This is a genomic window from Nakamurella leprariae (assembly GCF_016918035.1).
Taxonomy (GTDB): Bacteria; Actinomycetota; Actinomycetes; order Mycobacteriales; family Nakamurellaceae; genus Nakamurella; species Nakamurella leprariae.
In genome coordinates this window covers 78,761-103,139 of record NZ_JAERWK010000005.1, presented here as the reverse complement: position 1 = coordinate 103,139, position 24,379 = coordinate 78,761, and the positions used below count along the sequence as shown (strand labels likewise).

At 73.7% G+C, this 24,379-nt stretch carries 22 protein-coding genes and 1 pseudogene; 15 read left to right on the top strand and 8 right to left on the bottom strand.

Features of this window, described 5'->3' with window-relative positions; genetic code table 11:
- Genes folB through JL106_RS03320 form a run of 3 tightly spaced genes read left to right on the top strand, consistent with a single transcriptional unit; the run spans nucleotide 1 to nucleotide 1,458 of the window.
- Nucleotides 1-420, top strand: coding sequence for a dihydroneopterin aldolase (gene folB / locus JL106_RS03330; RefSeq protein WP_205259263.1), 420 nt, complete (start codon nucleotides 1-3; stop codon nucleotides 418-420).
- On the top strand, nucleotides 417-908 hold the full coding sequence (gene folK / locus JL106_RS03325; protein WP_205259262.1) for a 2-amino-4-hydroxy-6-hydroxymethyldihydropteridine diphosphokinase: 492 nt from the start codon (nucleotides 417-419) through the stop codon (nucleotides 906-908). The genes folB and folK overlap by 4 nt, the downstream gene beginning before the upstream one ends.
- Nucleotides 898-1,458 carry a DUF3180 domain-containing protein gene (locus JL106_RS03320; RefSeq protein ID WP_205259261.1) on the top strand — a complete coding sequence of 187 codons (561 nt, stop codon included), beginning with the start codon at nucleotides 898-900 and terminating at the stop codon, nucleotides 1,456-1,458. The genes folK and JL106_RS03320 overlap by 11 nt, the downstream gene beginning before the upstream one ends.
- Here JL106_RS03320 and JL106_RS22365 read toward each other — a convergent pair.
- Nucleotides 1,441-2,432, bottom strand: a pseudogene (locus JL106_RS22365) (3-methyladenine DNA glycosylase). The gene JL106_RS03320 and the pseudogene JL106_RS22365 overlap by 18 nt on opposite strands.
- On the bottom strand, nucleotides 2,429-3,391 hold the full coding sequence (locus JL106_RS03305) for a class I SAM-dependent methyltransferase (RefSeq protein WP_205259258.1): 963 nt from the start codon (nucleotides 3,389-3,391) through the stop codon (nucleotides 2,429-2,431). The pseudogene JL106_RS22365 and the gene JL106_RS03305 overlap by 4 nt, the downstream one beginning before the upstream one ends.
- On the opposite strand from JL106_RS03305, the gene lysS reads away from it, so the two are divergent.
- From lysS to JL106_RS03290, 3 genes are all read left to right on the top strand, one after another.
- Entirely contained in the window at nucleotides 3,390-5,015 is a 1,626-nt protein-coding gene (lysS, locus tag JL106_RS03300; protein ID WP_205259257.1) for a lysine--tRNA ligase, read from the top strand. The genes JL106_RS03305 and lysS overlap by 2 nt on opposite strands.
- 242 nt (nucleotides 5,016-5,257) lie before the next feature.
- Nucleotides 5,258-5,611, top strand: coding sequence for a histone-like nucleoid-structuring protein Lsr2 (locus tag JL106_RS03295; RefSeq protein ID WP_205259256.1), 354 nt, complete (start codon nucleotides 5,258-5,260; stop codon nucleotides 5,609-5,611).
- Nucleotides 5,612-6,080: 469 nt separating this feature from the next.
- On the top strand, nucleotides 6,081-8,612 hold the full coding sequence (locus JL106_RS03290; protein ID WP_205259255.1) for an ATP-dependent Clp protease ATP-binding subunit: 2,532 nt from the start codon (nucleotides 6,081-6,083) through the stop codon (nucleotides 8,610-8,612).
- A 123-nt stretch (nucleotides 8,613-8,735) separates the two neighbouring features.
- Here JL106_RS03290 and JL106_RS03285 read toward each other — a convergent pair whose 3' ends face one another.
- Both JL106_RS03285 and JL106_RS03280 read right to left on the bottom strand, forming a co-directional pair.
- Nucleotides 8,736-9,674, bottom strand: coding sequence for an HhH-GPD family protein (locus tag JL106_RS03285; protein WP_407940085.1), 939 nt, complete (start codon nucleotides 9,672-9,674; stop codon nucleotides 8,736-8,738).
- Nucleotides 9,652-10,230, bottom strand: a complete 579-nt coding sequence (locus tag JL106_RS03280; RefSeq protein ID WP_205259254.1) for a beta-class carbonic anhydrase — start codon at nucleotides 10,228-10,230, stop codon at nucleotides 9,652-9,654. Before JL106_RS03280 ends, JL106_RS03285 begins: the two co-directional genes overlap by 23 nt.
- Nucleotides 10,231-10,312: 82 nt before the next feature.
- On the opposite strand from JL106_RS03280, the gene JL106_RS03275 reads away from it, so the two are divergent.
- A complete protein-coding gene (locus tag JL106_RS03275; RefSeq protein ID WP_205259253.1) occupies nucleotides 10,313-11,230 on the top strand; it encodes a DUF4232 domain-containing protein in 918 nt (305 codons plus the stop codon).
- 19 nt (nucleotides 11,231-11,249) lie between these two features.
- On the opposite strand, the gene disA is transcribed toward JL106_RS03275, so the two are convergent.
- The 3 genes from disA to JL106_RS03260 form a co-directional block, all read right to left on the bottom strand.
- A complete protein-coding gene (gene disA, locus JL106_RS03270) occupies nucleotides 11,250-12,392 on the bottom strand; it encodes a DNA integrity scanning diadenylate cyclase DisA (protein WP_205259252.1) in 1,143 nt (380 codons plus the stop codon).
- Nucleotides 12,393-12,501: 109 nt separating this feature from the next.
- The gene (gene radA / locus JL106_RS03265; RefSeq protein WP_205259251.1) at nucleotides 12,502-13,977 is read right to left on the bottom strand and encodes a DNA repair protein RadA; all 1,476 of its coding nucleotides are present in this window, start codon (nucleotides 13,975-13,977) and stop codon (nucleotides 12,502-12,504) included.
- A gap of 111 nt (nucleotides 13,978-14,088) precedes the next feature.
- Entirely contained in the window at nucleotides 14,089-14,709 is a 621-nt protein-coding gene (locus JL106_RS03260; RefSeq protein WP_205259250.1) for a copper chaperone PCu(A)C, read from the bottom strand.
- Between the two features lie 452 nt (nucleotides 14,710-15,161).
- Here JL106_RS03260 and JL106_RS03255 point away from each other — a divergent pair, with 452 nt between their 5' ends.
- The 7 genes from JL106_RS03255 (at nucleotide 15,162) to JL106_RS03225 (ending at nucleotide 20,850) form a co-directional block, all read left to right on the top strand.
- A complete protein-coding gene (locus JL106_RS03255) occupies nucleotides 15,162-15,644 on the top strand; it encodes a CarD family transcriptional regulator (RefSeq protein ID WP_205259249.1) in 483 nt (160 codons plus the stop codon).
- A gap of 72 nt (nucleotides 15,645-15,716) precedes the next feature.
- Nucleotides 15,717-16,946: a 2-C-methyl-D-erythritol 2,4-cyclodiphosphate synthase gene (gene ispF / locus JL106_RS03250; RefSeq protein WP_205259248.1), complete on the top strand. Its 1,230-nt coding sequence runs from the start codon at nucleotides 15,717-15,719 to the stop codon at nucleotides 16,944-16,946.
- 98 nt (nucleotides 16,947-17,044) lie between these two features.
- Nucleotides 17,045-17,872 carry a pyrroline-5-carboxylate reductase gene (gene proC / locus JL106_RS03245; protein ID WP_205259247.1) on the top strand — a complete coding sequence of 276 codons (828 nt, stop codon included), beginning with the start codon at nucleotides 17,045-17,047 and terminating at the stop codon, nucleotides 17,870-17,872.
- Nucleotides 17,873-18,274: 402 nt separating this feature from the next.
- Nucleotides 18,275-18,457, top strand: coding sequence for a helix-turn-helix domain-containing protein (locus JL106_RS22360; RefSeq protein WP_268927970.1), 183 nt, complete (start codon nucleotides 18,275-18,277; stop codon nucleotides 18,455-18,457).
- Between the two features lie 188 nt (nucleotides 18,458-18,645).
- Nucleotides 18,646-18,747 carry a 30S ribosomal protein bS22 gene (locus tag JL106_RS03235; protein ID WP_015746237.1) on the top strand — a complete coding sequence of 34 codons (102 nt, stop codon included), beginning with the start codon at nucleotides 18,646-18,648 and terminating at the stop codon, nucleotides 18,745-18,747.
- 31 nt (nucleotides 18,748-18,778) lie between these two features.
- Nucleotides 18,779-19,948: an NAD-dependent epimerase/dehydratase family protein gene (locus JL106_RS03230; RefSeq protein WP_328841155.1), complete on the top strand. Its 1,170-nt coding sequence runs from the start codon at nucleotides 18,779-18,781 to the stop codon at nucleotides 19,946-19,948.
- Complete coding sequence (locus JL106_RS03225) at nucleotides 19,858-20,850, top strand: lysophospholipid acyltransferase family protein (RefSeq protein WP_407940084.1); 993 nt, start codon at nucleotides 19,858-19,860, stop codon at nucleotides 20,848-20,850. Before JL106_RS03230 ends, JL106_RS03225 begins: the two co-directional genes overlap by 91 nt.
- A 31-nt stretch (nucleotides 20,851-20,881) precedes the next feature.
- On the opposite strand, the gene JL106_RS03220 is transcribed toward JL106_RS03225, so the two are convergent.
- Nucleotides 20,882-21,835, bottom strand: coding sequence for an HAD family hydrolase (locus tag JL106_RS03220; protein WP_328841153.1), 954 nt, complete (start codon nucleotides 21,833-21,835; stop codon nucleotides 20,882-20,884).
- 212 nt (nucleotides 21,836-22,047) lie between these two features.
- Between JL106_RS03220 and JL106_RS03215 the strand changes: the two genes are divergently transcribed.
- The gene (locus JL106_RS03215; RefSeq protein ID WP_205259244.1) at nucleotides 22,048-24,363 is read left to right on the top strand and encodes a class I adenylate-forming enzyme family protein; all 2,316 of its coding nucleotides are present in this window, start codon (nucleotides 22,048-22,050) and stop codon (nucleotides 24,361-24,363) included.
- Nucleotides 24,364-24,379: the final 16 nt, after the last annotated feature.

The window sequence follows — 24,379 nt, the reverse complement described above, 5'->3', positions numbered from 1 at the left end:
GTGGCCGACCGGATCGACCTGACCGGCCTGCGGGTGTACGGGCATCACGGCGTCTTCGACCACGAACGGCGGGACGGGCAGGAGTTCGTGCTGGACGTGACCGTCTGGTACGACGCCGGCCCGGCCGCGGCGTCGGACGACGTCACCGACACCGTGCACTACGGCGAGCTGGCCGAGCTGGCCGCAGGCATCGCCGCCGGCACCCCACGGAACCTGATCGAGACGGTGGCGGCGGAGATCGCCGACGCCGTGATGGCCCGGTTCCGGGTGCACGCCGCCGAGGTCACCGTGCACAAGCCGTCGGCGCCGATCCCGCTGACCTTCGCGGACGTCGCCGTGACGGTGCGTCGGTCGGTCCGGTCCCGCGGCACGGCGGCCGCGCTGGCCGCGGACGCGGACCGGGTAGGCGGCACGGCATGAGCCGGGCCGTGTTGTCCATGGGGTCCAACCAGGGCGACCCGCGGCGGTTGCTGAGCGGCGCCGTGCACGCGCTGGGCCGTCAGGTGCGGACGGTGTCGTCGCTGTACCGGACGCCGCCGTGGGGCCCGGTACCGCAGGACGACTACCTGAACGTCGTCGTGCTGGTCGAGGACGACCACCTGGACGCGCACGGCTGGCTGCGCCGGGCGCACGAACTCGAGCAGCTGGCCGGCCGCGAACGTGCCGTCCGGTGGGGCCCCCGCACCCTGGACGTCGACGTCGTCGCCGTCCAGGACCACGGCCACGAGGTGGTGCTGGACGATCCGGAGCTGACCCTGCCGCATCCGCGGGCCGCGGAGCGGGCGTTCGTGCTGGTGCCCTGGGCGGAGATCGACCCGACGGCGGAGCTGCCGGGACACGGCGCGATCGCCGACCTGCTCGACGGCCTGGACACCTCGGCGATCGACCGGGTCGGGCATGTCCACTAGTCGTGGTCCGGGCGCGCCGGAGCCGAGCGTCGGGTTCACCCGCACCCGGGACCTGATCGCCGTGGCCCTCGTCGCCGCCGTCGTCGGCCACCTGGTGGTCCGGCTGAGTTACGACAGCATGCCGCCGCTGCCCCGTTTCGCCGGTGCGGTGCCCGCCGTCCTCGGCGTGGCCGAGGCGCTGTGGGGTCTCGCGCTGCGCGGCCGGATCCGCGAGCAGTGGCGGTCGCCCGATCCGTCGCGGCCCGGGCCGACCGACCGCCCGGCGGGGGAGGCCGGCTCGGTCGGCGGCGGACGGCCACCGGTCCCGGCCCTCACCGCGGCACGCGCGTTGCAGGCGGCCAAGGCCACCTCACTGGCCGGGGCCGCGCTCGGCGGGTTGTGGCTCGGACTGCTCGGCTACGTGGTGCCGGAGGCCGGCCGGGTCACCGCCGCCGCCGGTGACCTGACCACGGGCATCATCGGCGTCGCCGGCGCCGCGATCATGGTGGCCGGAGCGTTGGTCCTCGAGCACTGCCTGCGGGCGCCGGACCGTTCAGACCGTCGTCGCTGACGGCCGGTCGATCCCGGTCCCGGCGGCCGTCAGCACCGGCAGCCCGGCCGCAGCCAGCGTGACGCGGACCAGGTCGAGCAGGGCCGTCCGCAACGGCGCCGCCCGGTGCGCGAACGCCCGCTGGGCGGCCACGTACTCGGCCCGGCCGGCGGCGGTCTCCACGGCGACGGGCTCCAGTCCCAGTTCGGTGAGGTCGTACGGCGACGCGCGCATGTCCAGCACCCGCACGTCCCGGGCCAGTTCGAAACAGTCCAGCAGCAGTGACCCGGGCACCAGCGGACCCAGCTGGTAGGCCCACCGGTACAGGTCCATCGAGACGTGCAGGCAGCCCGGCTGTTCCAGGCCCACCCGACCCTGCGGGGTCGGACGGAGCCGGTTCAGCGGGACGGCCGCCGGGGTGAAGAACCGGTACGCGTCGTAGTGCGAGCAGCGGATGTCGGCGGCCCGGACCACCGCGTCGGTGCCGGCGCGACCGAGCCGCAGCGGCAGGCTGCGGTGCCGGCGGGGGCCCCGGTGCCGTCCGGGGCGACGGCCGGGGTGCTGTCCGGAGTGCCGCTGTAGACCATGGCCCACTCGTGCCAGCCGAAGCAGCCGAACGATCCGGGCACCCGTCCGGTCCGGTCCAGCAGCACGGCCAGCATGCGCAGCAGTTCGCCGCGGACCGCGGCGAAGGCCACCGGATCCACCGTCGCCGCCGGCACCCCGTCCGGGTCGACCGCGCAGTGGAACCGGCGACCGGCCAGCTCCGCAGCATCCTGCAGCGCGACGCCCAGGCCTGCGTGCCAGCGGGCCAGATGCCCCGGGCGGAGTGAGTAGTACTCGAAGAGGAAGTCCTCGACGGCGTGACGTTCGCCGCGCGAACGGCGGCGGCGGTGCCCGGCGGTGAGCGCCTCGGCCCGGTCCCGATGGGCGCGCGCCGCCGCCTGCCACGCCGCGCGGCCCAGGACGGTGGGCGCGTCGACCGGGCCGCTCACCGGGACCTGCCCCGGCGCCGGGCCGACCAGAGCAGCGTCCGCATCGGTACCTCGACGGGACGGTCGACCAACGGCCCGCTGCCAGGCACGGCCCGGTCCAGCAGGTCCCGGAGCTCGACCAGGAACCGGTCCCGGACGTCCGGTTCGGCGCGGATCAGGTACGAGTAGGTCTGGGTCCGGGCAATGAGCTCGCCGGCGGTGAGGTGATCCACCCACTCCACGACGGTCAGGTCGGGGTCGGTCCAGTCGGGGGCGTCCGCGTACGGCGGGCGAGGGGTCCCGTCCGGTTCGGTCAGATCCGCGTCGGCGGGCCGTCCGGCCGTGTCCAACAGCCGGGTCACGTCGTCGACCAGGGCGTCCCGACGGTCCTCCAGGTTCCACAGCAACACCAGCCGACCGTCCCGGGCGCTGATCCGGGCTGCCTCGGCCAGGGCGGCCGGCGCGTCGAACCAATGGAACGCCTGCGCGACCAGCACCACGTCCACCCCGGCCGGGTCGGCAGCAGTGTCGGCGACACCGTCAGCGACGACAGTGGGCAACGGGATGTGCTCGGCCGACCCGGTGAGCACCTCGACCACGGGACCCGAGACCGGCGCGACCACCGCCCGGCGCAGCTCGGCCAGCATCTCCGGCAGCGGATCCACCGCGACCACCCGGACCCCCGCCCCCCGGTCGGGTCGGGAGCCGACCAGGTGAGCGACCACGGCCCCGGTCAGCTTGCCGGTGCCCGCGGCCAGGTCCAGGACCGAGGCGGCGTCGTCCGGCACCGCGACGGCGATCACCTCGGCCGGATAGCCCGGCCGGAAGCGGGCGTACTCGCCGGCGGCCAGCGCGAACGCGCTCGCCCGGGCGGCGTGGCCCGGGTCCGAGCGGTCCCCGTAGTTGGGCCGGGGCACCCCCGTGGCCGCCCCGGCCGGTGTGCGATCGTCGTCCGCCGCGTCCACTCCCACCCCACCCATGCCCGCATTCTGCCGCCGGTCGGCGATCGGCGGTGCGTGTCGGACCGCGCCGTCCCCAGATCGCCGTCCCCGGATCGTCGGGGCCCCGCCCGGACGGGCCCGGCGATCCGGCGCACTAGGCTGGCGGCCCGTGGACAGTGAGCTGCCGGAACAGGTACAGGTGCGCCGGGCCAAGCGGCAGCGGCTGCTGGATGCGGGTGTCGAGCCGTACCCGGTGACGGTGGCGCGCACCACCACGTTGGCCCAGCTGCGCGAGCGGTACCCGGACCTGCCGCCGGACACCCAGACCGACGACCTGGTCGGCATCACCGGCCGGGTGGTGTTCCAGCGCAATTCCGGCAAGCTGTGTTTCGCGACCCTCCGCGAGGGTGGTGCCGGTGATGCGGGCACCCAGCTGCAGGTGATGGTCTCGTTGGCCTCGGTCGGCGAGGAACAGCTCAGTGCGTTCAAGGCCGACGTCGATCTCGGCGATCATCTCTTCGTCCACGGACGGGTGATCACCTCCAAGCGGGGGGAACTCTCCGTCCTGGCCGACGAGTGGCGGATCGCGGCGAAGGCGCTGCGACCGCTGCCGGTCGCGCACAAGGAATTGTCCGAGGAGAACCGGGTCCGCCAGCGGTACGTCGATCTGATCGTCCGCGAACAGGCCCGCCGGACGGTGCAGGTGCGCGCCGCGGTGAATCGTTCGCTGCGGTCCACGCTGCACGAACGTGATTTCCTCGAGGTCGAGACGCCGATGTTGCAGGTGCTGCACGGCGGGGCCGCGGCACGACCGTTCGTCACGCACATGAATGCGCTCGACATGCCGCTGTACCTGCGCATCGCACCCGAGCTGTACCTCAAGCGGGTCCTGGTCGGCGGGGTGGACCGGGTGTTCGAGATCAATCGGAACTTCCGGAACGAGGGTGTCGATTCGTCGCATTCGCCGGAGTTCGCGATGCTGGAGGCCTACGAGGCGTACTCGGATTATCACGGGATCGCCGATCTGACGCGTGATCTCATCCAACGGGCGACCACCGAGGTCTTCGGTTCGACGACGGCGGTGCACGCCGACGGCAGCGAGTTCGACCTGGGTGGGCTGTGGCGCTGGATCGGCCTGTACGACGTGGTGTCCGAGGCGGTGGGCCGGGAGATCACCGTGGAGACCCCGCGAGCCGAACTGGTCGACCTGGCCGAGCGGCACGGTGTGGCGGTCGCGCCGCACCACGGCCCGGGCCGGCTGGTCGAGGAACTGTTCGACGAGCTCGTGGTGCACACGCTGGTCGAACCCACCTTCGTCCGTGACTACCCGGCCGAGACCTCGCCGCTGACGCGTGATCACCGTACGGCGCCCGGCCTGGCAGAGAAGTGGGACCTGTACATCCGCGGCGTCGAGACCGCGACCGGTTATTCGGAGCTCGTCGACCCGGTGGTGCAGCGCCGACGCTTCGTGGACCAGGCGCGGCTGGCCGGCCTGGGCGACGACGAGGCGATGGTGCTCGACGAGGACTTCCTGCGGGCGATGGAGTACGGCATGCCGCCGGCCGGTGGCATGGGCATGGGCATCGACCGACTGCTCATGGCGATGACCGGCCTGGGTATTCGCGAGACCATTCTCTTTCCGTTCGTCCGCGCCCAGGACTGATCGTTCTCCGGTGCCGTTCACCGGGAAATCACAGACAGGCCGACCCGATCGTGTCTCGAGTCACCCGACGGCACCGGGCCGTTGTCGGCGATCGGGGACTTGCTCATGGTGGGTGCGTCGATTCCCAATTGCGCGGCGTTAGGATCGGGTCGTCAATCCAACGGTGTTTCTCAGTCGACGAGCCGCGCCCAGTAGGCGCCGGGAAATCGCCTGACGGACGTCCGCAACCAGGAGGGGAACTGATGGCCACGTTGACCACCGTCACGCTCGTCGACGACATCGACGGGAGCGAAGCGGACGAGACGTTCTCGTTCGGTCTTGACGGTGCGGCGTACGAGATCGATCTGAGTGAGAAGAACGCACAGAAGCTGCGCGATCAGTTGAGTCTCTACGTCGCGCACGCCCGTCGCGTCGACGGCAGCCGCCGCAGCGCGGTGGCCAAGCGCTCGCGGTCCAGCCGGCCCGCGTCCCGGACCGCACCGGACCGCGAACAGACCTCCGCGGTGCGCGAGTGGGCCCGGGCCAACGGCTACGAGGTGTCCGAGCGGGGTCGGCTGTCGGCCGCCGTCATCGAGGCGTTCGAAGCCGCGCACTGACCCGGGCGTGGCGGCAGCGGGACGAGGTCCCGCCGCCCGCCCGGCCCGAGCAGCGCCCGCGGGCATCGCTCGCGGAACGGACGGTCACCCGGGACAGCGGGTGGCCGTCCGTTCCGCGTCCGCCGGGGCCGGTCCGGGTCGGGCGTGGCGACCCCTGATGGGGACGCATCCGGGGGATGTTCGCCCTCGGCGTAGCCGCGGTCGTGGCGGAACGAGGAGCGCTCAGGCAGCGTTGGACAGCATCGACGGCACCGTGCGCAGTGCCGTCGTGACCGGTCGCGGAACCGGTCGTCGCCAGCACCCGGCGTCTACAGTGGATCGAACCGCTGCAGTGTCCGGTCGGGTGTCGACGGCGGTCGGCCGGGGAACTCCGCGGGCAGTCACACGGACTCGCGGGACACCGGCACGCCGGGGTCCCGCGGATCCGCCGGAGTCGTCTTGCTGCCGCGCACGCCTGTGAGGAGTGCACATGTTCGAACGGTTCACCGACCGAGCTCGTCGCGTTGTCGTCCTGGCCCAGGAAGAGGCCCGGATGCTCAACCACAACTACATCGGCACCGAGCACATCCTGCTCGGGCTGATCCACGAGGGCGAGGGCGTCGCAGCCAAGGCCCTGGAGTCGCTCGGCATCGCACTCGAGGGTGTCCGTGCCCAGGTCGAGGAGATCATCGGCCAGGGTCAGCAGTCGCCGTCCGGGCACATCCCGTTCACCCCCCGGGCCAAGAAGGTGCTGGAGCTCAGCCTCCGCGAGGCGCTCCAGCTGGGGCACAACTACATCGGCACCGAGCACATCCTGCTGGGCCTGATCCGCGAGGGCGAGGGCGTCGCCGCGCAGGTCCTGGTCAAGCTGGGGGCCGACCTCAACCGGGTGCGCCAGCAGGTGCTGCAGCTGCTCTCGGGGTACCAGGGCAAGGAGACCGCGGCGGCCGAGGGTGGCCGGTCCGAGGGCACTCCGTCGACGTCGCTGGTGCTCGACCAGTTCGGTCGCAACCTGACTCAGTCCGCCCGCGAGGGCAAGCTCGACCCGGTCATCGGGCGCGAGAAGGAGATCGAGCGGGTCATGCAGGTGCTGTCCCGCCGCACCAAGAACAACCCGGTGCTGATCGGCGAGCCCGGCGTCGGCAAGACCGCGGTCGTCGAGGGCCTCGCCCAGGCGATCATCCGCGGCGACGTCCCGCAGACCCTCAAGGACAAGCACCTCTACACGCTGGACCTGGGCTCGCTGGTCGCCGGCTCCCGCTACCGCGGTGACTTCGAGGAGCGCCTCAAGAAGGTGCTCAAGGAGATCCGCACCCGCGGCGACATCATCATGTTCATCGACGAGATCCACACCCTGGTGGGTGCGGGTGCCGCCGAGGGCGCGATCGACGCCGCGTCCATCCTCAAGCCGATGCTGGCCCGCGGTGAACTGCAGACCATCGGTGCGACCACCCTCGACGAGTACCGCAAGTACGTCGAGAAGGACGCGGCCCTGGAGCGGCGCTTCCAGCCGATCCAGGTCGGCGAGCCGTCGGTGGCCCACACCATCGAGATCCTCAAGGGGCTGCGCGACCGGTACGAGGCGCACCACCGCATCACCATCACCGACGACGCGTTGGTCGCGGCGGCCACCCTGGCCGACCGGTACATCAGCGACCGGTACCTGCCGGACAAGGCGATCGACCTGATCGACGAGGCCGGCGCCCGGATGCGCATCCGCCGGATGACCGCGCCGCCGGACCTGCGCGAGTTCGAGGACAAGCTCGCCGAGGTGCGGCGCGAGAAGGAGTCCGCGATCGACGCGCAGGACTTCGAGAAGGCCGCGTCCCTGCGGGACAAGGAGAAGCAGCTGCTCGCCCGCAAGGCCGAGCGGGAGAAGGCGTGGAAGGACGGTGACCTGGACGTCGTCAGCGAGGTCGACGACGAGCAGATCGCCGAGGTCCTGGGCAACTGGACCGGCATCCCGGTCGTGAAGCTGACCGAGGCCGAGACCACCCGGCTGCTGCGCATGGAGGACGCGCTGCACAAGCGCATCATCGGCCAGGAGCAGGCGGTCAAGGCGGTCTCGCAGGCCATCCGGCGCACCCGGGCCGGCCTCAAGGACCCGAAGCGCCCGGCGGGGTCGTTCATCTTCGCCGGCCCATCCGGCGTCGGGAAGACCGAACTGACCAAGGCGCTGGCCGAGTTCCTCTTCGGGGACGAGGACGCGCTCATCCAGGTCGACATGGGCGAGTTCCACGATCGCTACACCGCCTCGCGGCTCTTCGGTGCCCCTCCCGGGTACGTGGGCTACGAGGAGGGCGGCCAGCTGACCGAGAAGGTGCGGCGCAAGCCGTTCTCGGTGGTGCTGTTCGACGAGATCGAGAAGGCGCACCCGGACATCTACAACACGCTGCTGCAGGTGCTGGAGGACGGGCGGCTGACCGACGGTCAGGGCCGGACGGTGGACTTCAAGAACACCGTCATCGTCTTCACCTCGAACCTCGGCACCTCGGACATCTCCAAGGCCGTCGGCATCGGGTTCTCCCAGGGCTCGGCGTCCTCGGACTACGAGCGGATGAAGGCCAAGGTCAACGACGAACTCAAGCGCCACTTCCGGCCCGAGTTCCTCAACCGCATCGACGACACCGTGGTGTTCCACCAGCTCACCACGGTCGAGATCAACCAGATGGTCGATCTCATGCTCAAGCGCGTCGAGACGGCCCTGAAGAACAAGGACATGGCGCTGGAGGTCACCGACGCGGCCAAGACGCTACTCGGCGAGCGCGGCTTCGACCCGGTGTTGGGTGCCCGGCCGCTGCGCCGGACCATCCAGCGGGAGATCGAGGACAAACTGTCCGAGAAGATCCTGTTCGAGGAGATCCAGCCCGGGCAGATCGTCCTGGTCGACGTGCAGGGCGAGGGCAAGGAGCGGGAGTTCACCTTCCGCGGCGAGCCCAAGCCCAGCCTGGTGCCCGAGACGGTCGGGGCGGCGTTGGCCATCGACGCCGACAGCCCGATCAACCTCGAGAAGGACGCCTGACGCCCGATCGCTCGCTGAGAACGGCCCGTCCCGCTGTCGCGGGGCGGGCCGTTCCGCGTGTCGGGGGAGCACTCGGGCTCGGTCGGCCTCCGGGACGTGAGCGAGTGCCGTGGCCCCCGGGACTCAGCCGGGCAGGCCGATCCAGCCCACGTCGACCCGGACGGCCAGCCCGTCGGCCAGCAGCGAGTCCAGGCACCGCCGCCACTGCTGGACGTCCGGCCACACCGCGGCCAGCTCGCCCTCGGCCACGGCGGCGGGGGCGTCCCGCAGCGCGGCCATGATCCGCCCGCGCACCTGCCGGTCCGAGCCCGCCCAGGCGCCCTGCCGGCGGACCGCGGCGGCCGCCGGGTACCCGGCGGCCCGCCACGCGCAGTCGTCGGAGATCGGGCACTGGGAGCAGCCCGGCTCGCCGGTGGTGCAGAGCAGCGCACCCAGTTCCATGACCGCGATCGAGAACGTGGCGGCGGTGTCCGGGTCCTGGGGCAGCCACCGGTCCAGATCGCGGCGGTCGGTGGCCGTCGCGGAGGCGCGGGTGTCGACACCCCGGGTGGCCCGGGACAGCACCCGCAGCACGTTGGTGTCCACGACGGGCGCCCGGCGGCGGTAGCCGAACGCGGCGACCGCCCGCGCGGTGTACTCGCCGACCCCGGGCAGGGTGAGCAGTTCGTCGACCGTGTCCGGCACCCGGCCGTGGTGCCGGTCGGTGATGGCCGTGGCCGCGGCGTGCAGCCGCAGCGCCCGACGTGGGTAGCCGAGCCGGCCCCAGGCCCGGACGGCCTCGCCCGAGGGCTCCGCGGCGAGGTCGGGCGGGGTCGGCCAGCGCTCGATCCACTGTCGGTACGCAGGAACCACCCGGGCGACCTGGGTCTGCTGCAGCATCACCTCGGAGACCAGCACGCCCCACGGTGTGGTCCCGGGCTCGCGCCAGGGCAGGTCCCGCCGGTGGTCGGTGTAGAAGGCGATCAGTCGGTCGGCCGGCAGTGCTCCCGGTCCGGCTCCGGCACCGGGAGCACCGCCGTCGTCCGACGGATGGTCCGACTCAGTGACCGGCACCGTCGGGATCGGCCGGCGGCACGGCCTGCGGCTGCTCCGGCTCCGCCTCGGGGGCCGGCGGGGCGTGGTGCTCGCCCGCAGAGACCTCCTCGAGGAGGCCCGACTGCACGTCGAAGACGAAGCCCCGGACACGGTCCCGGTGCAACAGGAAGGGCGAGTCGGTGATGCGGCGCAGCGACTCGGCGACCGAGTCGTGCGGGTCCTTGAACGCCTGCACCGCCCACGTCGGGCGGTAGCCCGCGAAGGTGGCCAGCTTGGCGCGGAAGTCGTCCTCCTGCAGCGTGGCCAGACCACAGTCGGTGTGGTGGATGACCATGATCTCCTCGGTGCCCAGGGCGTGCTGGGAGATCGCCAGCGAACGGACGATGTCGTCGGTGACCACGCCACCGGCGTTGCGCATCAGGTGCGCCTCACCGGGCTGCAGGCGGAAGGCGGCGTGCGCGTCGATCCGGGCGTCCATGCACATGACCACGGCGACCTTGAGCTTCGGGCGCGGTCCGATCCAGTACGGATGCTGCATGGCCAGGGCCTCGTTGCGGCGCAGCAACTCCTCGATCGCGGTCATCGGCGACTCCTCCTCGGGCGCGTGGCCGTCGGGCACGGCGTTGCACCCCGGTCACGGCCGCGCGCGACATTACCCTTTGGGCGTGATGCACCCCGTGGGCCCTGAGTCGTCGAGGACCTACTGGATGCGGCGGCTGCTCGTGGTGGCCGCCGCCGTGATCGTCCTCATCGGTGTGGTCTGGTTCCTGATCAACCGCAGCGCCGCCCGGTCCTCCGGATCGTCCGACCCCGGTAGTGCCGCGGTGGCCGGGAGCACCTCGTCGCGACCCAGCCTGACCGGCGTGCTGGCCACCCCCCCGACCACCCCGACGCCGACGACCCCGACCCCCCCGACGACTCCGTCGACGACCGAGACGCCGTCCACGACCGGGTCGGAGGCGGCGCCGTCCACCACCGAGACCAGCGCCCCGCCGGCCGCCGACACCACGACCGTGACAGACCCGGCCGCCACCACGGACCCCGCGGCGCCGGCCGAGCCCGCTGCGTCGGACGCGGGCCAGCCGACCTCCGACCCGGCCGCCGCGCCGACCCCGGAGCCGCCGCCCGCCGACCAGCCGACGGCCGCGCCGGCGCCCGAGCCGCCGGCCCCGTCGTACGACGAGCAGGGACGATTGCTGTGCGCGGACGCGATGCTGTCGGTGGTCGCCTCCTCGGCTCAGCCGCAGTGGGCGCCGGGCTCGCAGCCGGTGCTCGGCATGACCGTCACCAACACCGGAGGACAGGCCTGCGTTCGTGACCTGTCCGGTCCGCTGCAGGTGTACACGGTGCTGGACGCGAACGGCGGGCACGTCTGGTCGACCGCGGACTGCTTCCCGGGGACCGGCACCGACGTCCGGGAGCTCGCGCCGGGTGCGTCGGCCCAGTTCTCGGTCCGCTGGTCGGGCACCACCTCGACGCCGGGCTGCACCGGGGACCGGGTGGTGGTCGGGCCGGGCGCCTACAGCGTGGTCGCGGCGATCGGCGGGCTGGCCGGCACCCCGGCCGGCTTCACCGTCGGCTGAGCCCTCGGCAGTCGGCTCGTCAGAGCGAGGTGCCGTACCGGTCCAGGATCGAGGACTCGGCGAGTCGGGAGAGCCCTTCCCGGACGCCCCGGGCACGGGTGTCACCGACGCCGTCGACGGCCTGCAGGTCGGCGGCCGTCGCGGCCAGCAGACCCTGCAGGTTGCCGAAGTGCTGGATGAGCCGGTCCAGGATGGCGGCCGGCAGCCGGGGGATGCCGGCCAGCAGCCGGTACCCGCGGGTCGCGGCGGGCGCGTCCAGGTCGGCGCCGGTGGGGTACCCGAGCGTCCGGGCGATCACCCCGAGATCGAGCAGGTCGGCGTCGCCCAGCTGGTCGAGCGCGGCGGCGGCCTGCTCGACCGACGGCGCCTCGACGTCGGCCGGCAGGTAGTCGCGGATGAGGGACTCGCGCATCCCGGGCGTCCCACTGAGCAGCTCCTCGAGCTGGAGCTCGAGCAGGCGTCCGTCGGTGCCCAGCTCGACCACGCTGCCGGTCAGCTCGTCGGCGATGCGGGCGACCATCAACAGCCGCTGCAGCACCGTCATGGCGTCGCGCAGGGTGGCGAAGTCCTCGATCTCCAGCGCGGACAGCGCCCGGGCCACCTCGTCCAGCCGGGCCCGGTAGCGCTGCAGCGTGGCCAGCGCCTGGTTGGCCCGGGACAGGATGGTCGGCGGATCCACCACCAGGTGCCGACGACCGCCGAAGTACAGGCTGATGATCGACATGGAGTGGCTCACCGAGATCACCGGTCGGCCGGTCTGGGCCGCCGTGCGCTCCGCGGTGCGGTGCCGGGTGCCGGACTCCATGGTCGGGATGGTCGAGTCCGGCATCAACTGCACGTTGGCCCGCAGGATCCGCGTGGCGTCGTCGTTCAGCACGACCGCGCCGTCCATCTTGGACAGCTCCCGCAGCCGGGTGGGGGAGAACTCCACGTCCAGCCGGAAGCCGCCGTCGCACAGCGCCTCGACCGTGCGGTCGAACCCCAGGACGATCAGCGCACCGGTGCGGCCGCGCAGGATCCGTTCCAGGCCGTCGCGCAGCTGGGTGCCGGGGGCGACCCGGGCCAGGACATCGCGATGGGCCGCGACGTCAGCCCCGTCGGTCACCACACAGCCTCCCGAGCCGGTTCGAGCGGATGAGCCGGATCCGGCCCGGTCAGCCATTCTAGGGACGCCCGGCAACCGGACCGGTTCATCCGCGCACACACCTGATCATGTCCGGACGGCGCCCGGCGTTGCCGGATCGCGCCGGATCGCGCCGGATGATCCGGACTCACCGCCGCTGCTGCAGCCAGTGCACCACCCCGTCGTCGTTGCCCAGGCTGCGGAACGCCTGCCCCAGGTCGGTCACCCGGTCCACCCGCAGGCCCTGCGGCGCTGTCCCGGCCTCCCCACCGGCCGGCACGATGGCGTGGTCGAAACCCAGCCGGCGGGCCTCCACCAGCCGCCGCGACAGGGCCGGCGGCGGCCGGACCTCGGCCGACAACCCCAGCTCACCCAGCACCACGAGGCCGGGCGGCAGCGCGATGTCGCGGGCCGACGACCACAGCGCCATGGCCAGGGCCAGGTCGACTCCGGGCTCGGTCACCCGGACACCGCCGACGGTGGCCGCCAGCACCTCGCGGTTGGCCAGCGCCACCCCGCCCCAACGCTGCAGCACCGCCATCACCATGGTCATCCGGGCCGCGTCGAGACCCGAGGCGGTGCGCCGACCGTGCTCGCCGCCGGCGTCGGCCACCAAGGCCTGGATCTCCACGGGGAGCGGCCGGCGGCCCTGCATGGCCACCGTGGCGCAGGTGCCGGGCACCGGATCGCGACGGCCGGACAGGAACACCCCGGATGGGTCGGCCAACCCGACGATGCCGTCGGCCACCATCTGGAAGCAACCGACCTCATCGCTGGGGCCGAAGCGGTTCTTCACCCCGCGGATGAGCCGGAGGCTGGAGTGCCGGTCGCCCTCGAACTGCAGCACCACGTCGACCAGGTGCTCGAGCACCCGCGGGCCCGCGATGGCCCCGTCCTTGGTGACGTGGCCGATCAACACGCAGGCGAAGTGGTGTTCCTTGGCCGCCGCGGTGAGCGCGGCTGCCACCGCCCGGACCTGGGCCACGCCGCCGGCACTGCCCTCGATCTCGCCGGACGCGATGGTCTGCACCGAGTCGAGCACGACCAGGGCCGGTCGCACCGCCTCGATCTGGCCCAGCACCGCGCCGAGGTCGGACTCCGCGGCCAGGTACAGCTCGGGGTGCAGCGACTGCATGCGGTCGGCCCGCATCCGGATCTGTGCGGCCGACTCCTCGCCGCTGACGATGAGCACCCGGCCCTGCCCGCCGGCGGCCCAGGCGTGGGCCGCGGACAGCAGCAGCGTGGACTTGCCGACGCCGGGTTCGCCGGCGAGCAGCACCACCCCGCCGGGGACCAGGCCGCCGCCGAGGACGCGGTCCAGTTCGGTCAGACCGCTGGGTCGGGCCCGGACCGCGCCGGCCGGGACCTCGGCGATCGGAACGGCGGGTGTGGTCACCATCGCCGGGGTCAGTCGCCGCAGCGGCGCCGGCCCGGCTGCGGTCTCGGCGAGGGTGCCCCAGGCCTGGCACTCCGGGCAGCGACCGAGCCACTTGGCCGCGTTGAAGCCGCACTCGGTGCAGCGGAACGGGGTGCGGTCCGCCTTGCCCGCCCGTCCGCCGGTCGAACGGGACGGCGGCGTCCGGCCGGCCGTACGGGACGAGGACGGAGACTGGTGGCTGGTCACGGTTCGAACCTACGACCAGGCACCGACAACGACCGTCAGCCGCTCGGCAGCGCCGCCCGGGCGGGCAGCGGACCTCCGATCAGCCGGCCGGACCCGGCTGACCCTGATCGGTCAGTGACCGCTGGCCTCGCCGGTCGACTCGGTGCCGCCCTCGGCGTGGTCGCCCTCCTCGCCGTGGCCCTCTTCCCAGATGGGGGTGCCGTGCGGCGGCAGGATGTTGACCGTCGGCCGGTCCGTGGAGCGCTGGGCCGGGACGGCGATCGGCACGTTGACCGTGATGTCGCCGGCGGCCTCGAAGGTGAAGGTGACCGGGACCGTCTCGCCGTAGGTGAGGTCCTCGGTGAGGCCTTCCAACGTGACCCGGGGGCTGGTGACGGTGGCCATGTCGGTCAGCGACTGGGCGGTGACACGGGCCTGGCCGGTGATGCCACCGGACTCGGCCAGCGGGGAGGACACCGAGACCAGGGTGTCGTCCTCCAGGCTCTCGTTCGAGACCCAGAAGTCGAGCTCGACGTCGGAGCCGGCCGGGTAGGCGTCCCGCTCGGTCGTGACCAGCAGCACGTTGAGGATGCCGATGGCGCCGGACTGCCCGTTGGCGCCGTCGATGGCGGCCACCTGCTGAGCGGTCTGCGAGACCATGCCGGCGGCGCAGCCGGAGAGGCCCACGACGCCCACCACGGCGGCTGCCACGGACATGAGCACGCGGCGCGGACGGCGGGCGGTGCTGGACACGGCGGATCCCCTCTGGTCGGTGCTGGTCGGCGCGGTCGGTGGCACGGCGCCCGCACGGCCGCTGTCGGTGAGCGACAGCGCGGCGGGAGCGTACCGACGGCCCGGGGCCGATCTCGTGCACCAGCCTAGTCGGCCGTCCGACCCGGGTCGCGCCGGGCGCGCCCGGTCCGCCACCCGCCGGTGCCGCCCGGACCGCGGTCGCGACCGCGAGGCGCCAGGGCGGCTGTGGTCCCCGGTCCGGCTCGGTGGTCGGCCGCGAGCCCCGGCGTGCGGTCGTCCCGGGAGGCGCCCGGAACATTCTCGGAGCGGCTGTCCGGGTTGCCGGAATGCACGGCCACCACAGGCTTGTCAAGCCCGACGCAGCCCCCCGCGGCCCGTCTGACCTGCGGGAACGACCCGAGGAAGGTTCGAAGGACGTGATAGCATGATGGGAGCGAAAGGGGCTTGACTACATGGTCTTCAAGGTCGGCGAAACGGTTGTGTATCCCCACCACGGGGCGGCGCTCATCCAAGCGACCGAGACCCGGGTGGTGAAAGGCGTCGAGAAGCTGTACCTGGTGCTGAAGGTCGCGCAGGGGGACCTGACTGTCAAGGTCCCGGCGGACAACGCCGAGATCGTGGGCGTCCGTGACGTCGTCGACCGCACGGGTCTGGATCGCGTGTTCGAGGTGCTCCGGGCGCCGCACACCGAGGAGCCGACCAACTGGTCCCGCCGCTACAAGGCGAACCTGGAGAAGCTGGCCTCCGGTGACGTGAACAAGGTCGCCGAGGTCGTCCGCGACCTGTGGCGTCGCGACAAGGAGCGCGGGCTGTCCGCCGGCGAGAAGCGGATGCTGGCCAAGGCGCGGCAGATCCTGGTCTCGGAGCTGGCCCTGGCCGAGGGCACCAACGAGGACAAGGCCGAGACCATCCTCAACGAGGTCCTGGCCTCCTGATCCGCGACGGCGGTCCGCTGTCGTGGATCCGTGGACGGCGCCGCCGGTGATGACCACCCGCGGGATGTGCCGATGACGGTCGTGGCCCTGGTGCCGGCGGCCGGGTTGGGGATCCGGCTCGGCCGGGCCGAGCCCAAGGCGTTCGTCCGCGTCGGATCGAGCAGTCTGCTGCAGCGCAGTGTGCGGGGGTTGCTCGACGCCGGCGTGGACCGGGTCGTGGTGGCGGTCGCGGCGGACATGCTCGACCGGGCTCGCGAGGACCTGGCCGAGTGGCTCGGCGCCGAGGGGCCGGCCGTCCTGGTCGTCGGCGGGGACGACCGGGTGGCCTCCGTGGCCGCCGCAGCCCGCGTCGCGGTGCATGCCGCTGACCAGGCCGCTGACCATGCCGGATCCGCCCTGCCGGTCCCGGACGTGGTGCTGGTGCACGACGCAGCCCGTCCGTTCACCCCGCCCGAGGTCGTCCAGCGTGTGGTGGCCGCGGTCCGGGCCGGCCACCCGGCGGTCGTCCCGGTGCTGCCGGTGGCCGACACCGTGCGCAGTGTCACGGCCGACGGCACGGTCGTCGGCGTGGTCGATCGTTCGTCGCTGCGGCTCGTGCAGACTCCGCAGGGCTTCAGGCCGGACGTGCTCACCCGGGCCCACGGGCTGGTCGGGGCCGCGGGCCTGGGGATCGGCCCGGGGGCCGGCTCCGTGACGGACGATGCCGGGCTGGTCGAGGCGCTGGGGCTGCCGGTGCATGTGGTGCCCGGCGACCGGGCCGCCTTCAAGATCACCACACCGGCGGACCTGGCGGAGGCGCAGCGGATGGCCCAGGGCGACTCCGCACCCGATCTGCGGGTGGGCACCGGGACGGACGTGCATCCCGTGCAGGTCGGACGGCCGTGCCACCTCGCCGGACTGTTCTTCGACGGGGTCGACGGGTGCGCCGGCCACTCCGACGGTGACGTCGCCGCCCACGCGGTGTGTGACGCGGTGCTGGGAGCGGCCGGGCTCGGCGACCTGGGCGCGGTGTTCGGCACCGACGATCCGCAGTGGCACGGCGCGGCCGGGGTCCGGCTGCTCGCCGAGGTCCGGCGCCGGGTGGAGGCCGTTGGGTTCCGGGTGCTGAACGCGTCCGTCCAGGTCGTCGCGAACACACCCCGGCTGTCGCCCCGCCGGGCCGAGGCCGAGCAGGTGCTCGGTGCGGCGCTCGGCGCGCCGGTCTCGGTGGCGGGCACCACGACGGACGGGCTGGGGCTGACCGGTCGCGGCGAGGGTCGCGCGGCGCTGGCCACCGCGCTCCTGGTGCGCCGCCCGTCCTGACCGCCGCCGAGCCCGGGTCCGGCGGCGAGACTGCCACCGAGATCGGCTGTGCGACAACCGATTCGGTCGGGCGGTCGGCTCGTGGGACGCTGACCGGCATGACCACGATCGCCATCCTCGGTGCCGGCAAGATCGGCGAGGCGCTGCTGTCCGGCCTGATCAGTGCGGGCCGCGACCCGGCCGACCTGATCGTGAGCCGCCGGTCGCCCGAGCGGGCGCAGGAGCTGGCGCAGCGCCACGGCGTGCGGGCCCTGGACGCGGCTGCCGCGGCTGCCGCGGCGGACGTCGTCGTCGTCGCGGTGAAGCCGCAGGACATCGAGCCGCTGCTGGACTCGCTGGCGCCGGTGCTGGCTCCGTCGACGCTGGTCGTCTCGCTGGCCGCCGGGCTGCCGACGGCGCTGTACGAGGCGCGGCTGCCCGCCGGGGTCCCGGTGGTCCGGGTGATGCCGAACACCCCGATGGTCGTCGGTGAGGCGATGAGCGTGGTGTCCGGCGGCTCGCACGCGCAGCCTGAGCACCTGGAGCTGACCGAGGAACTGCTGCGGTCGGTCGGTCGGGTGCTGCGGGTGCCGGAGGGCCAGCAGGACGCCGCGACCGCCCTGTCCGGGTCAGGCCCGGCCTACTTCTTCTTCCTGGTCGAGGCGATGATCGACGCCGGTATCCTGCTCGGCCTGCCCCGCGGGGTGTCGACCGAACTGATCATCCAGTCGGCGGTGGGCGCGGCAGCCATGCTGCGGGAGACCGGCGACCACCCGGTCGCGCTGCGGGAGGCGGTGACCTCGCCCGGCGGCACCACCATCGCCGCCATCCGCGAGCTGGAGAACCACCGGGTGCGGGCCGCGTTGCTGACCGCCATCGAGGCGGCCGCGCTGCGCTCCCGCGACCTGGGCCGGGCGCACCGGATCGACGGACCGACGGCCGGCTGACCGGTCCGCGCCGGCCTGCGCCCCGCGCACCGGTCCGCCGGGTCGGCGCCGGGAGCCGCCCGATCCGGGCATCGTCGCCCGCCGACCAGGGAGGATAGAGTTCGGACCGAGCACGGCCGTCGAGCTGCGGGAGGGGAAGCCCGCGGCGCGGACCGTGCGCGGAAGAGGCATTCCATGCACGGATCGACAGATCCGGGCGGGGACAGCTGGCCGGAGCAGCCGTCGACGGCTCCGTCGACCGCTGGGTCGACCGCCGCGTCGACCCCCGTGCCGGGTGCTCAGCCGACCCGGGGGCGGTCGGCGTCCACCGACCGGAACGGACCGGGACCGGACACCACCGGCCGGAGCGCGACCACCCGGGCAGAACCCGGCCCGCCACGGCGCTCGGCGGAGGAACCGGACCTGGCCACGCTGAAGTTCCTCACCGTCTCCGAGGTGGCCCGGCTGATGCGCGTCTCGCCGATGACCGTCTACCGGATGGTCCACGCCGGGGAGCTGCCGGCCCTGCGCGTCAAACGCTCCTACCGGGTGCCCGAGCGGGCCGTGCACGCGTACCTGCAATCGGCGTTCCACGACGCGGGCTGACCGCGCCGCGACGTCAGGCCCGCATGGTCCGGCCGCTGCGACCGGGGCGCGCCCTCGCCCGCGGCGGCTAGGATGTTGCGGTCCGCAGGCGCCGTTCCGGCCGTGCTGTGGCTGGTCCAGGGGCCGGTGACGCACCGTGCCCGTCATCGCCGTCCGCTCTGCGCGGCACGATCGTCAAGAGGTTGTCCATGGGTTCTGTCATCAAGAAGCGGCGCAAGCGGATGGCCAAGAAGAAGCACCGCAAGCTGCTGCGCAAGACCCGGGTGGCCCGCCGCAAGGCCGGCAAGTAACCGGTCGGCCGGCGATCGATCGGAGGGCGACGTGGCGGGATCCGTGGTGCTGGTCACCGGGGTCAGCCGGTTCGTCGCCTCCGCGCTCGCCGGCCAACTGGCCCGGCATCCCCGGGTCGAGAAGGTCATCGGCGTGGACGCGGTGTCGCCCGACGCCGCGGCCCGCGCCCGCCTGGGTCGGGCCGAGTTCACCCGCGTCGACCTGCGCAACCCGGTGGTCCACCGGGTCATCGAGGCGGCCGGTGTCGACACCGTCGTCCACGCCGCCGGGCTGACGCCGCCGCCCAGTGCCCGGGTCCCGGCCGGCGCCACCTTCGAGACGACCGTCCTGGGCACCATGCAGTTGCTGGCCGCCTGCCAGCGGGCCCCATCGGTGCGGTCGTTGATCGTCCGGTCGACCGCCGCGGTCTACGGCGGCTCCACCCGCGACCCGGCCGTGTTCGGCGAGGCCGACGCCGAGGTGCTCGGTGGCGCCGGCGCCGCCCGCGACGCGACCGACATGGAGGGCTACGTCCGCGGTTTCATGCGTCGCCGGCCCGACGTCCGGGTCGCCGTCCCGCGGTTGGCCGAGGTCGTCGGGCCGTCCGTGCGGACTCCCTTCACCGGGTACTTCTCGCTGTCGCCGTTGGTGCCGGTGCCGCTGGGTCGGGATCCGCGGCTGCAGGTGCTGCACGAGCTGGACGCGGTGGCCCTGTTGCACCGGTTGGTGCTCGGCGACTTCTCCGGGGCGGTGAACGTCGCCGGTGAGGGCGTGCTGACCCTGCACCAGGCGGTGCACCGGACCGGCCGCATCCCCGTCCCGGTGCCGCTCACCGGCCTGCGGTCCCTGGCCGCGGTGGCCCGGCTGGTCGGTGTCCGCAACCTGTCCCCGGCCCAACTGCGGGATCTGACCCGGCCGCGGGTGATGGACACCGAACGTCTGCACCGGGAGATCGGCTTCACGCCCCGCATGTCCACCACCGAGGCGTTCGACGACTTCGCCCGGTCGCTGCCGCCGGTGCTGCCCGCCGCCGCCGTCCGGTCCGCCGAGGTGCGACTGGCCGACCTGGCCGGTGCCCGGCCCGCGCCGGTGTCACGCCCGGCCCCGGCCGGCTCGCCCGAGGGGGCCCGATCCACCCGTCCGGCCCGGCACCTGATCGGCATCGACGGCCACGCACCCGGCGTCCGCCGGGGTCGCCTGACCCGAGGACACAGCCGATGACCGCCCACCAGCCCCGCGCCGAGTCCGAGCGACTCGACGAGCCGATCCCGACCGCCGGCGGTGGGTGGCGCGACACCCTGGCCGACGCGCTGGCGTTCGCCCGGCGCCGGCTGACCGGTGACTACCAGGTGGACGAGTTCGGCTACGACGCCGACTTCACCGACTCCGTCCTGCTGCCGCCCCTGCGGCTGCTGTTCGAGCGCTGGTTCCGGGTCGAGGCGCTCGGGCTCGAGCACCTGCCCATGACCGGTGCGGCGCTGCTGGTGGCCAACCATTCCGGCACCGTCCCGATCGACGCCGTGATGACCGCGGTCGCGGTGCGGGAACACCACCCGGCCCACCGCGTGGTGCGGGTGCTGGCCGCCGACCTGCTGTTCGACCTCCCGGTGCTGGGCACCCTGGCCCGGCGCGGCGGCAACACGCTGGCCTGCAACCCCGATGCCGAGCGGCTGCTGGCCGCCGGTGAACTGGTGTCGGTGTTCCCAGAGGGCTTCAAGGGCGTGGGCAAGGCCTGGACCCAGCGGTACCGGCTGCAGCGGTTCGGCCGTGGCGGCTTCGTCAGCGCCGCCGTGCAGGCCGGGGTGCCGATCATCCCGGTGTCCATCGTGGGCGCCGAGGAGATCTACCCGATGATCGGGAATCTCAAGCCGCTGGCCCGCGCGCTGGGTCTGCCGTACTTCCCGGTGACGCCGTTCTTCCCGTTGCTCGGACCGCTGGGGGCGGTGCCGCTGCCCAGCAAGTGGATCATCGAGTTCGGCGAGCCGATCCCGACCGACGACCTGCCCGACGGGGCCGCCGACGACCCCATGGTGGTGTTCGGCCTGACGGACCGGGTGCGGGAGACCATCCAGCAGACCTTGTACCGACTGCTGCTGCGGCGCGGTCACCCGTTCCTGGGTTGAGCCGCCCGGTCAGCCGCCCGGTCAGCGCTGATCAACGGGGCCGGATCAACCGCCGCGCCACCACGGCACCGCCGCCGGCCAGGCCGACCGCCAGCGCCGACGGCAGTCCGATGCGGGCGGCCTTGCGGCCGGTGCGGAAATCGACGATCTGCCAGTTGCGTCGGCGTGCGACGTCACGCAGCGCCGCGTCGGGGTTGACCGCCACGGCCGTGCCCACCACCGACAGCATCGGAACGTCGTTCACCGAGTCCGAGTAGGCGGTGCAGCGGCGCAGGTCCAGGCCCTCGCGGGCAGCCAGCGCCCGCACCGCAGCCGCCTTGGCCGGACCGTGCAGCAGTTCACCGACCAGCGCGCCGGTGTAGGTGTCGCCGTCCACCTCGGACACCGAACCCAGGGCGCCGGTCAGCCCGAGCCGGCGGGCGATGATCTGGGCCAGCTCGCTCGGGGTCGCGGTGACCAGCCAGACCCGCTGCCCGGCGGCCAGGTGCTGACGGGCCAGGGCCAGCGTGCCCGGGTAGATGCGGTCGGCCATCAGCTCGTCGTAGATGTCCTCGCCGAGCTCGACGATCTGCGACACCTGCCGGCCGGCCACGAACGACAACGCCTGCTCCCGGGCGTCGGACACGTCGTGCAGGTTCTCGCCGGACAGCCGGAACCGGACCTGCCGCGCGGCGAACCGGAGCAGGTCGCCGGTGGAGAAGAAGTCGCGGGCGGCCAGACCGCGGGCGAAGTGGAAGACCGACGCGCCCTGCATGATCGTGTTGTCGACGTCGAAGAAGGCACCGGCGGTCAGGTCGGTGACCGGCGGGGTCGCCGGGGCCGGCTCCAGCGGTTCGAGGTCGCCGGTGGTCTCCAGGCCCCCCGGCGTCCCGGCGGTGCTGTGCTCCCCGTGGGCGGCCTGGTAGGCGGCCTCGGCCGAGGCCTCCCCGGCGATCTCGGTCCGCCCGGCGCGGGCGCCGAACAGCCGCGACCTGCCTCGCGTCACACTCGCCCCCTGGTTCGTCGACGGAGCCGCTCGTCCACCCCAACGCGGTCCACCACAGTATCGGCCCCGATCCCGACATCCCCGGCGTCGACGCCGCGGGAGGCGTCACCGAGCGCAGCTGCGCCGGCGGTCGGGACGCCGGGCACCCGCCCGGACAGCGGGACCGGTGTGGGCGGTGACGGAGCGTCGGCACGGGCGGGAACAATGGGACCGTGTCCAGCCTGTCCGAAGCCGCCGATGCCGAGCCCGCCGACGTGGACCGGGTCGCCGGCCCTGGAGCCGGCGCCCATGCCGACGCCGCTGCGGACGGTGTCGACCGCCGCAACGTGGCCGATCTGCTGCGCGAGGCGGCCCGCCGCACCGGTGGCCTGACCGCGCTGGCCGGGGTGGCCCGGAGCGTGACCTGGACCGAGCTCGACGTCGCGGCCGACCGGGCCGCCGTCGCGCTGGCCCGGGCCGGGCTGCGCCCGGGCAACCGGATCGTCGTCGCGCTGCCCTCCACCGAGGACCTGGTGCTCGTCCTGTTCGCTGCCGCCCGGGCCGGCCTGGTGGCGGTCCCGATCGCACCGGGCCGCGGCGACACCGCGGCCATCGCCGACCTGGTCGACGCGTCCGCTGTGCTGGCCGGACCGGACGACGTCAGCCCGGACGGGGACGGATCGGGCCTGGACCGGAACGACCTGCAGCGCCACCGGCTCGATCCGGATCAGGTGACGGCGTGGTGGTCGGGACCGGTGCCCGCTCCGGTGCCGGCGGCGGCCGGTGGGGAGGACCTGGTCCTGCTGGCCCGGGCCAACCGCGGGCACCGGCCGGTGATGGTGTCGCATCGGGCGGTGCTGGCCGCGGTCGAGCTGGCCGGCCGGTTGCCCGGGGTCTGGCAGCCGGGGGACCGCGCCCTGCAGGCCACCCCGCTGCACCACCTGACCGGCTGGGCGCACGCCCTGCTGCCGGTGGCCGCCGTCGGCGGGACGGCCGTGCTGGTGCCGGCGGACGTGGGCCCGGAGGATCCCGGCGGGGTGCTCGAGCTGATCCGGCGGGAGCTGGTGACCATCCTCCCCGGGGCCCCGCTGCTGTACCACCGCCTGTTCACCCATCCCGACGCCGAGTCGGCGCTGGGATCGGTCCGGGCGATGACCACGAACACGGCCTCGCTCGACCAGATCGACCGGGATCTGGCCCGGTCGGTGACCGGCCGGCCGGTGCACCGCGGCTACGGCCTGACCGAGACCTGCGGCGTGATCGTCAGCACCGCCGCCCGGCCGAGTGCCGGGTTGTCGCAGGAACTCTCGGTGGTCCCGGTGCCGGACGGCAGCGCTCCGGACCCAGGTCCGGACGCGGGACGGGGGATCCCGGACGACCGTCGGGCGGGGGCGGTCGGCCGGCCGGTGCCGGGAGTGCGGATCCGGATCGTCGGCGCCGCCGACCCGGTGGAGCCGGCGCACGGCGCGCGGGACCGGGTCGACACGCCGGCCGCGAAGGGACCCGCGGACCCGGCCGGCGAGGACCGCCCGGTCGTCGTCGCGGACCCCGACCCGGTCACGGACGGCGGCGCTGCGGAGCCACCCGACCCGGCGGCCGCGCCGGCCGAGCGGGTCGGGCTGGACGAGCTCGGTGCGGACATCGACGTGGACGACGAGCTGGGCCCGATCCAGGTCTGGTCGCCCACCCTGTTCTCCGGGTACTGGCCGGACGGTCAGGACGGGCCCGACCATGACGGCTGGTTCGTCACCGGCGACCTCGGCTACCTGGACGACGACGGCACCCTGGTGCTGGTCGACCGGGCGGCCGAGACGGTCACCGTGGCCGGGTTCACCGTCTGGCCGTCCGAGGTCGAGGACGTGCTGCTCGAACACCCAGCGGTGCACGAGGCCGCACTGATCAGCCTGGACGCGCCGGCTCCCGACGGCGATCCGGCCGCGTCGGGCGGGGCCGCCCTGGTGGCCGTGCTGGTGCCGGAGCCGGGCGCCGAGCTGGACGTGGACGCCCTCACCGGCTGGCTGGCCGAGCGGCTGCCCGCGTTCAAGCGGCCGACCGCGGTGATCACCGTCGACCAGCTGCCGCACACCGAACTGGGGCGGGTGGACCGGACGGAGGTCCGGCGTCGGTCCCGGCGCCGACCGGAGTCCGTCCGTCGGCTGACCCTGGTGCCCGCCCCTGTGGAGCCCGCTCAGGACGCGGGCGACCCCGGAACCGGGGAGCGCGGGTCGACCGCGTCGAGCGTTGCGCCGCCGTCCGAGCGGCGCAGGCGGGAGCGCCGCCGCCGGACCGCCGACACCCCGGCCGAGCCGCCGACCACCACGCCGGAGCCGGATCTGCCGCCCGCCGGCGGCACGGCGGAGTCGGCATCGACCGGGGCGGGGACGGCGTCCGCAACGGAGACCGAGACCGGGACCGAGCCGGCCCCGGGGGCCGCGCCCGAGACGGAGCCCGAGACCGCTTCGTCGCTGGACGAGCTGGGCCGTCGGCTGCCGGCCACCGACGACCGTCGCGAGCGCGGTCGCGCGGACACCGACGACGACCTGTTCTGAACGCCGGTCAGGACCG

Excerpts from the sequence above, each read along its gene's own strand:
- JL106_RS03305 (WP_205259258.1), bottom strand. The coding sequence starts at position 3,391 with ATGGGTGGGGTGGGAGTGGACGCGGCGGACGACGATCGCACACCGGCC.
- JL106_RS03280 (WP_205259254.1), bottom strand. The coding sequence starts at position 10,230 with ATGACCGCGATCGAGGAGTTGCTGCGCCGCAACGAGGCCCTGGCCATG.
- ispF (WP_205259248.1), top strand. The coding sequence starts at position 15,717 with ATGACGGTCGTGGCCCTGGTGCCGGCGGCCGGGTTGGGGATCCGGCTC.
- proC (WP_205259247.1), top strand. The coding sequence starts at position 17,045 with ATGACCACGATCGCCATCCTCGGTGCCGGCAAGATCGGCGAGGCGCTG.
- folK (WP_205259262.1), top strand. The coding sequence starts at position 417 with ATGAGCCGGGCCGTGTTGTCCATGGGGTCCAACCAGGGCGACCCGCGG.
- disA (WP_205259252.1), bottom strand. The coding sequence starts at position 12,392 with ATGGCTGACCGGGCCGGATCCGGCTCATCCGCTCGAACCGGCTCGGGA.
- JL106_RS03235 (WP_015746237.1), top strand. The coding sequence starts at position 18,646 with ATGGGTTCTGTCATCAAGAAGCGGCGCAAGCGGATGGCCAAGAAGAAG.
- JL106_RS03255 (WP_205259249.1), top strand. The coding sequence starts at position 15,162 with ATGGTCTTCAAGGTCGGCGAAACGGTTGTGTATCCCCACCACGGGGCG.
- lysS (WP_205259257.1), top strand. The coding sequence starts at position 3,390 with ATGCCCGCATTCTGCCGCCGGTCGGCGATCGGCGGTGCGTGTCGGACC.
- JL106_RS03290 (WP_205259255.1), top strand. The coding sequence starts at position 6,081 with ATGTTCGAACGGTTCACCGACCGAGCTCGTCGCGTTGTCGTCCTGGCC.
- JL106_RS03295 (WP_205259256.1), top strand. The coding sequence starts at position 5,258 with ATGGCCACGTTGACCACCGTCACGCTCGTCGACGACATCGACGGGAGC.
- JL106_RS03320 (WP_205259261.1), top strand. The coding sequence starts at position 898 with ATGTCCACTAGTCGTGGTCCGGGCGCGCCGGAGCCGAGCGTCGGGTTC.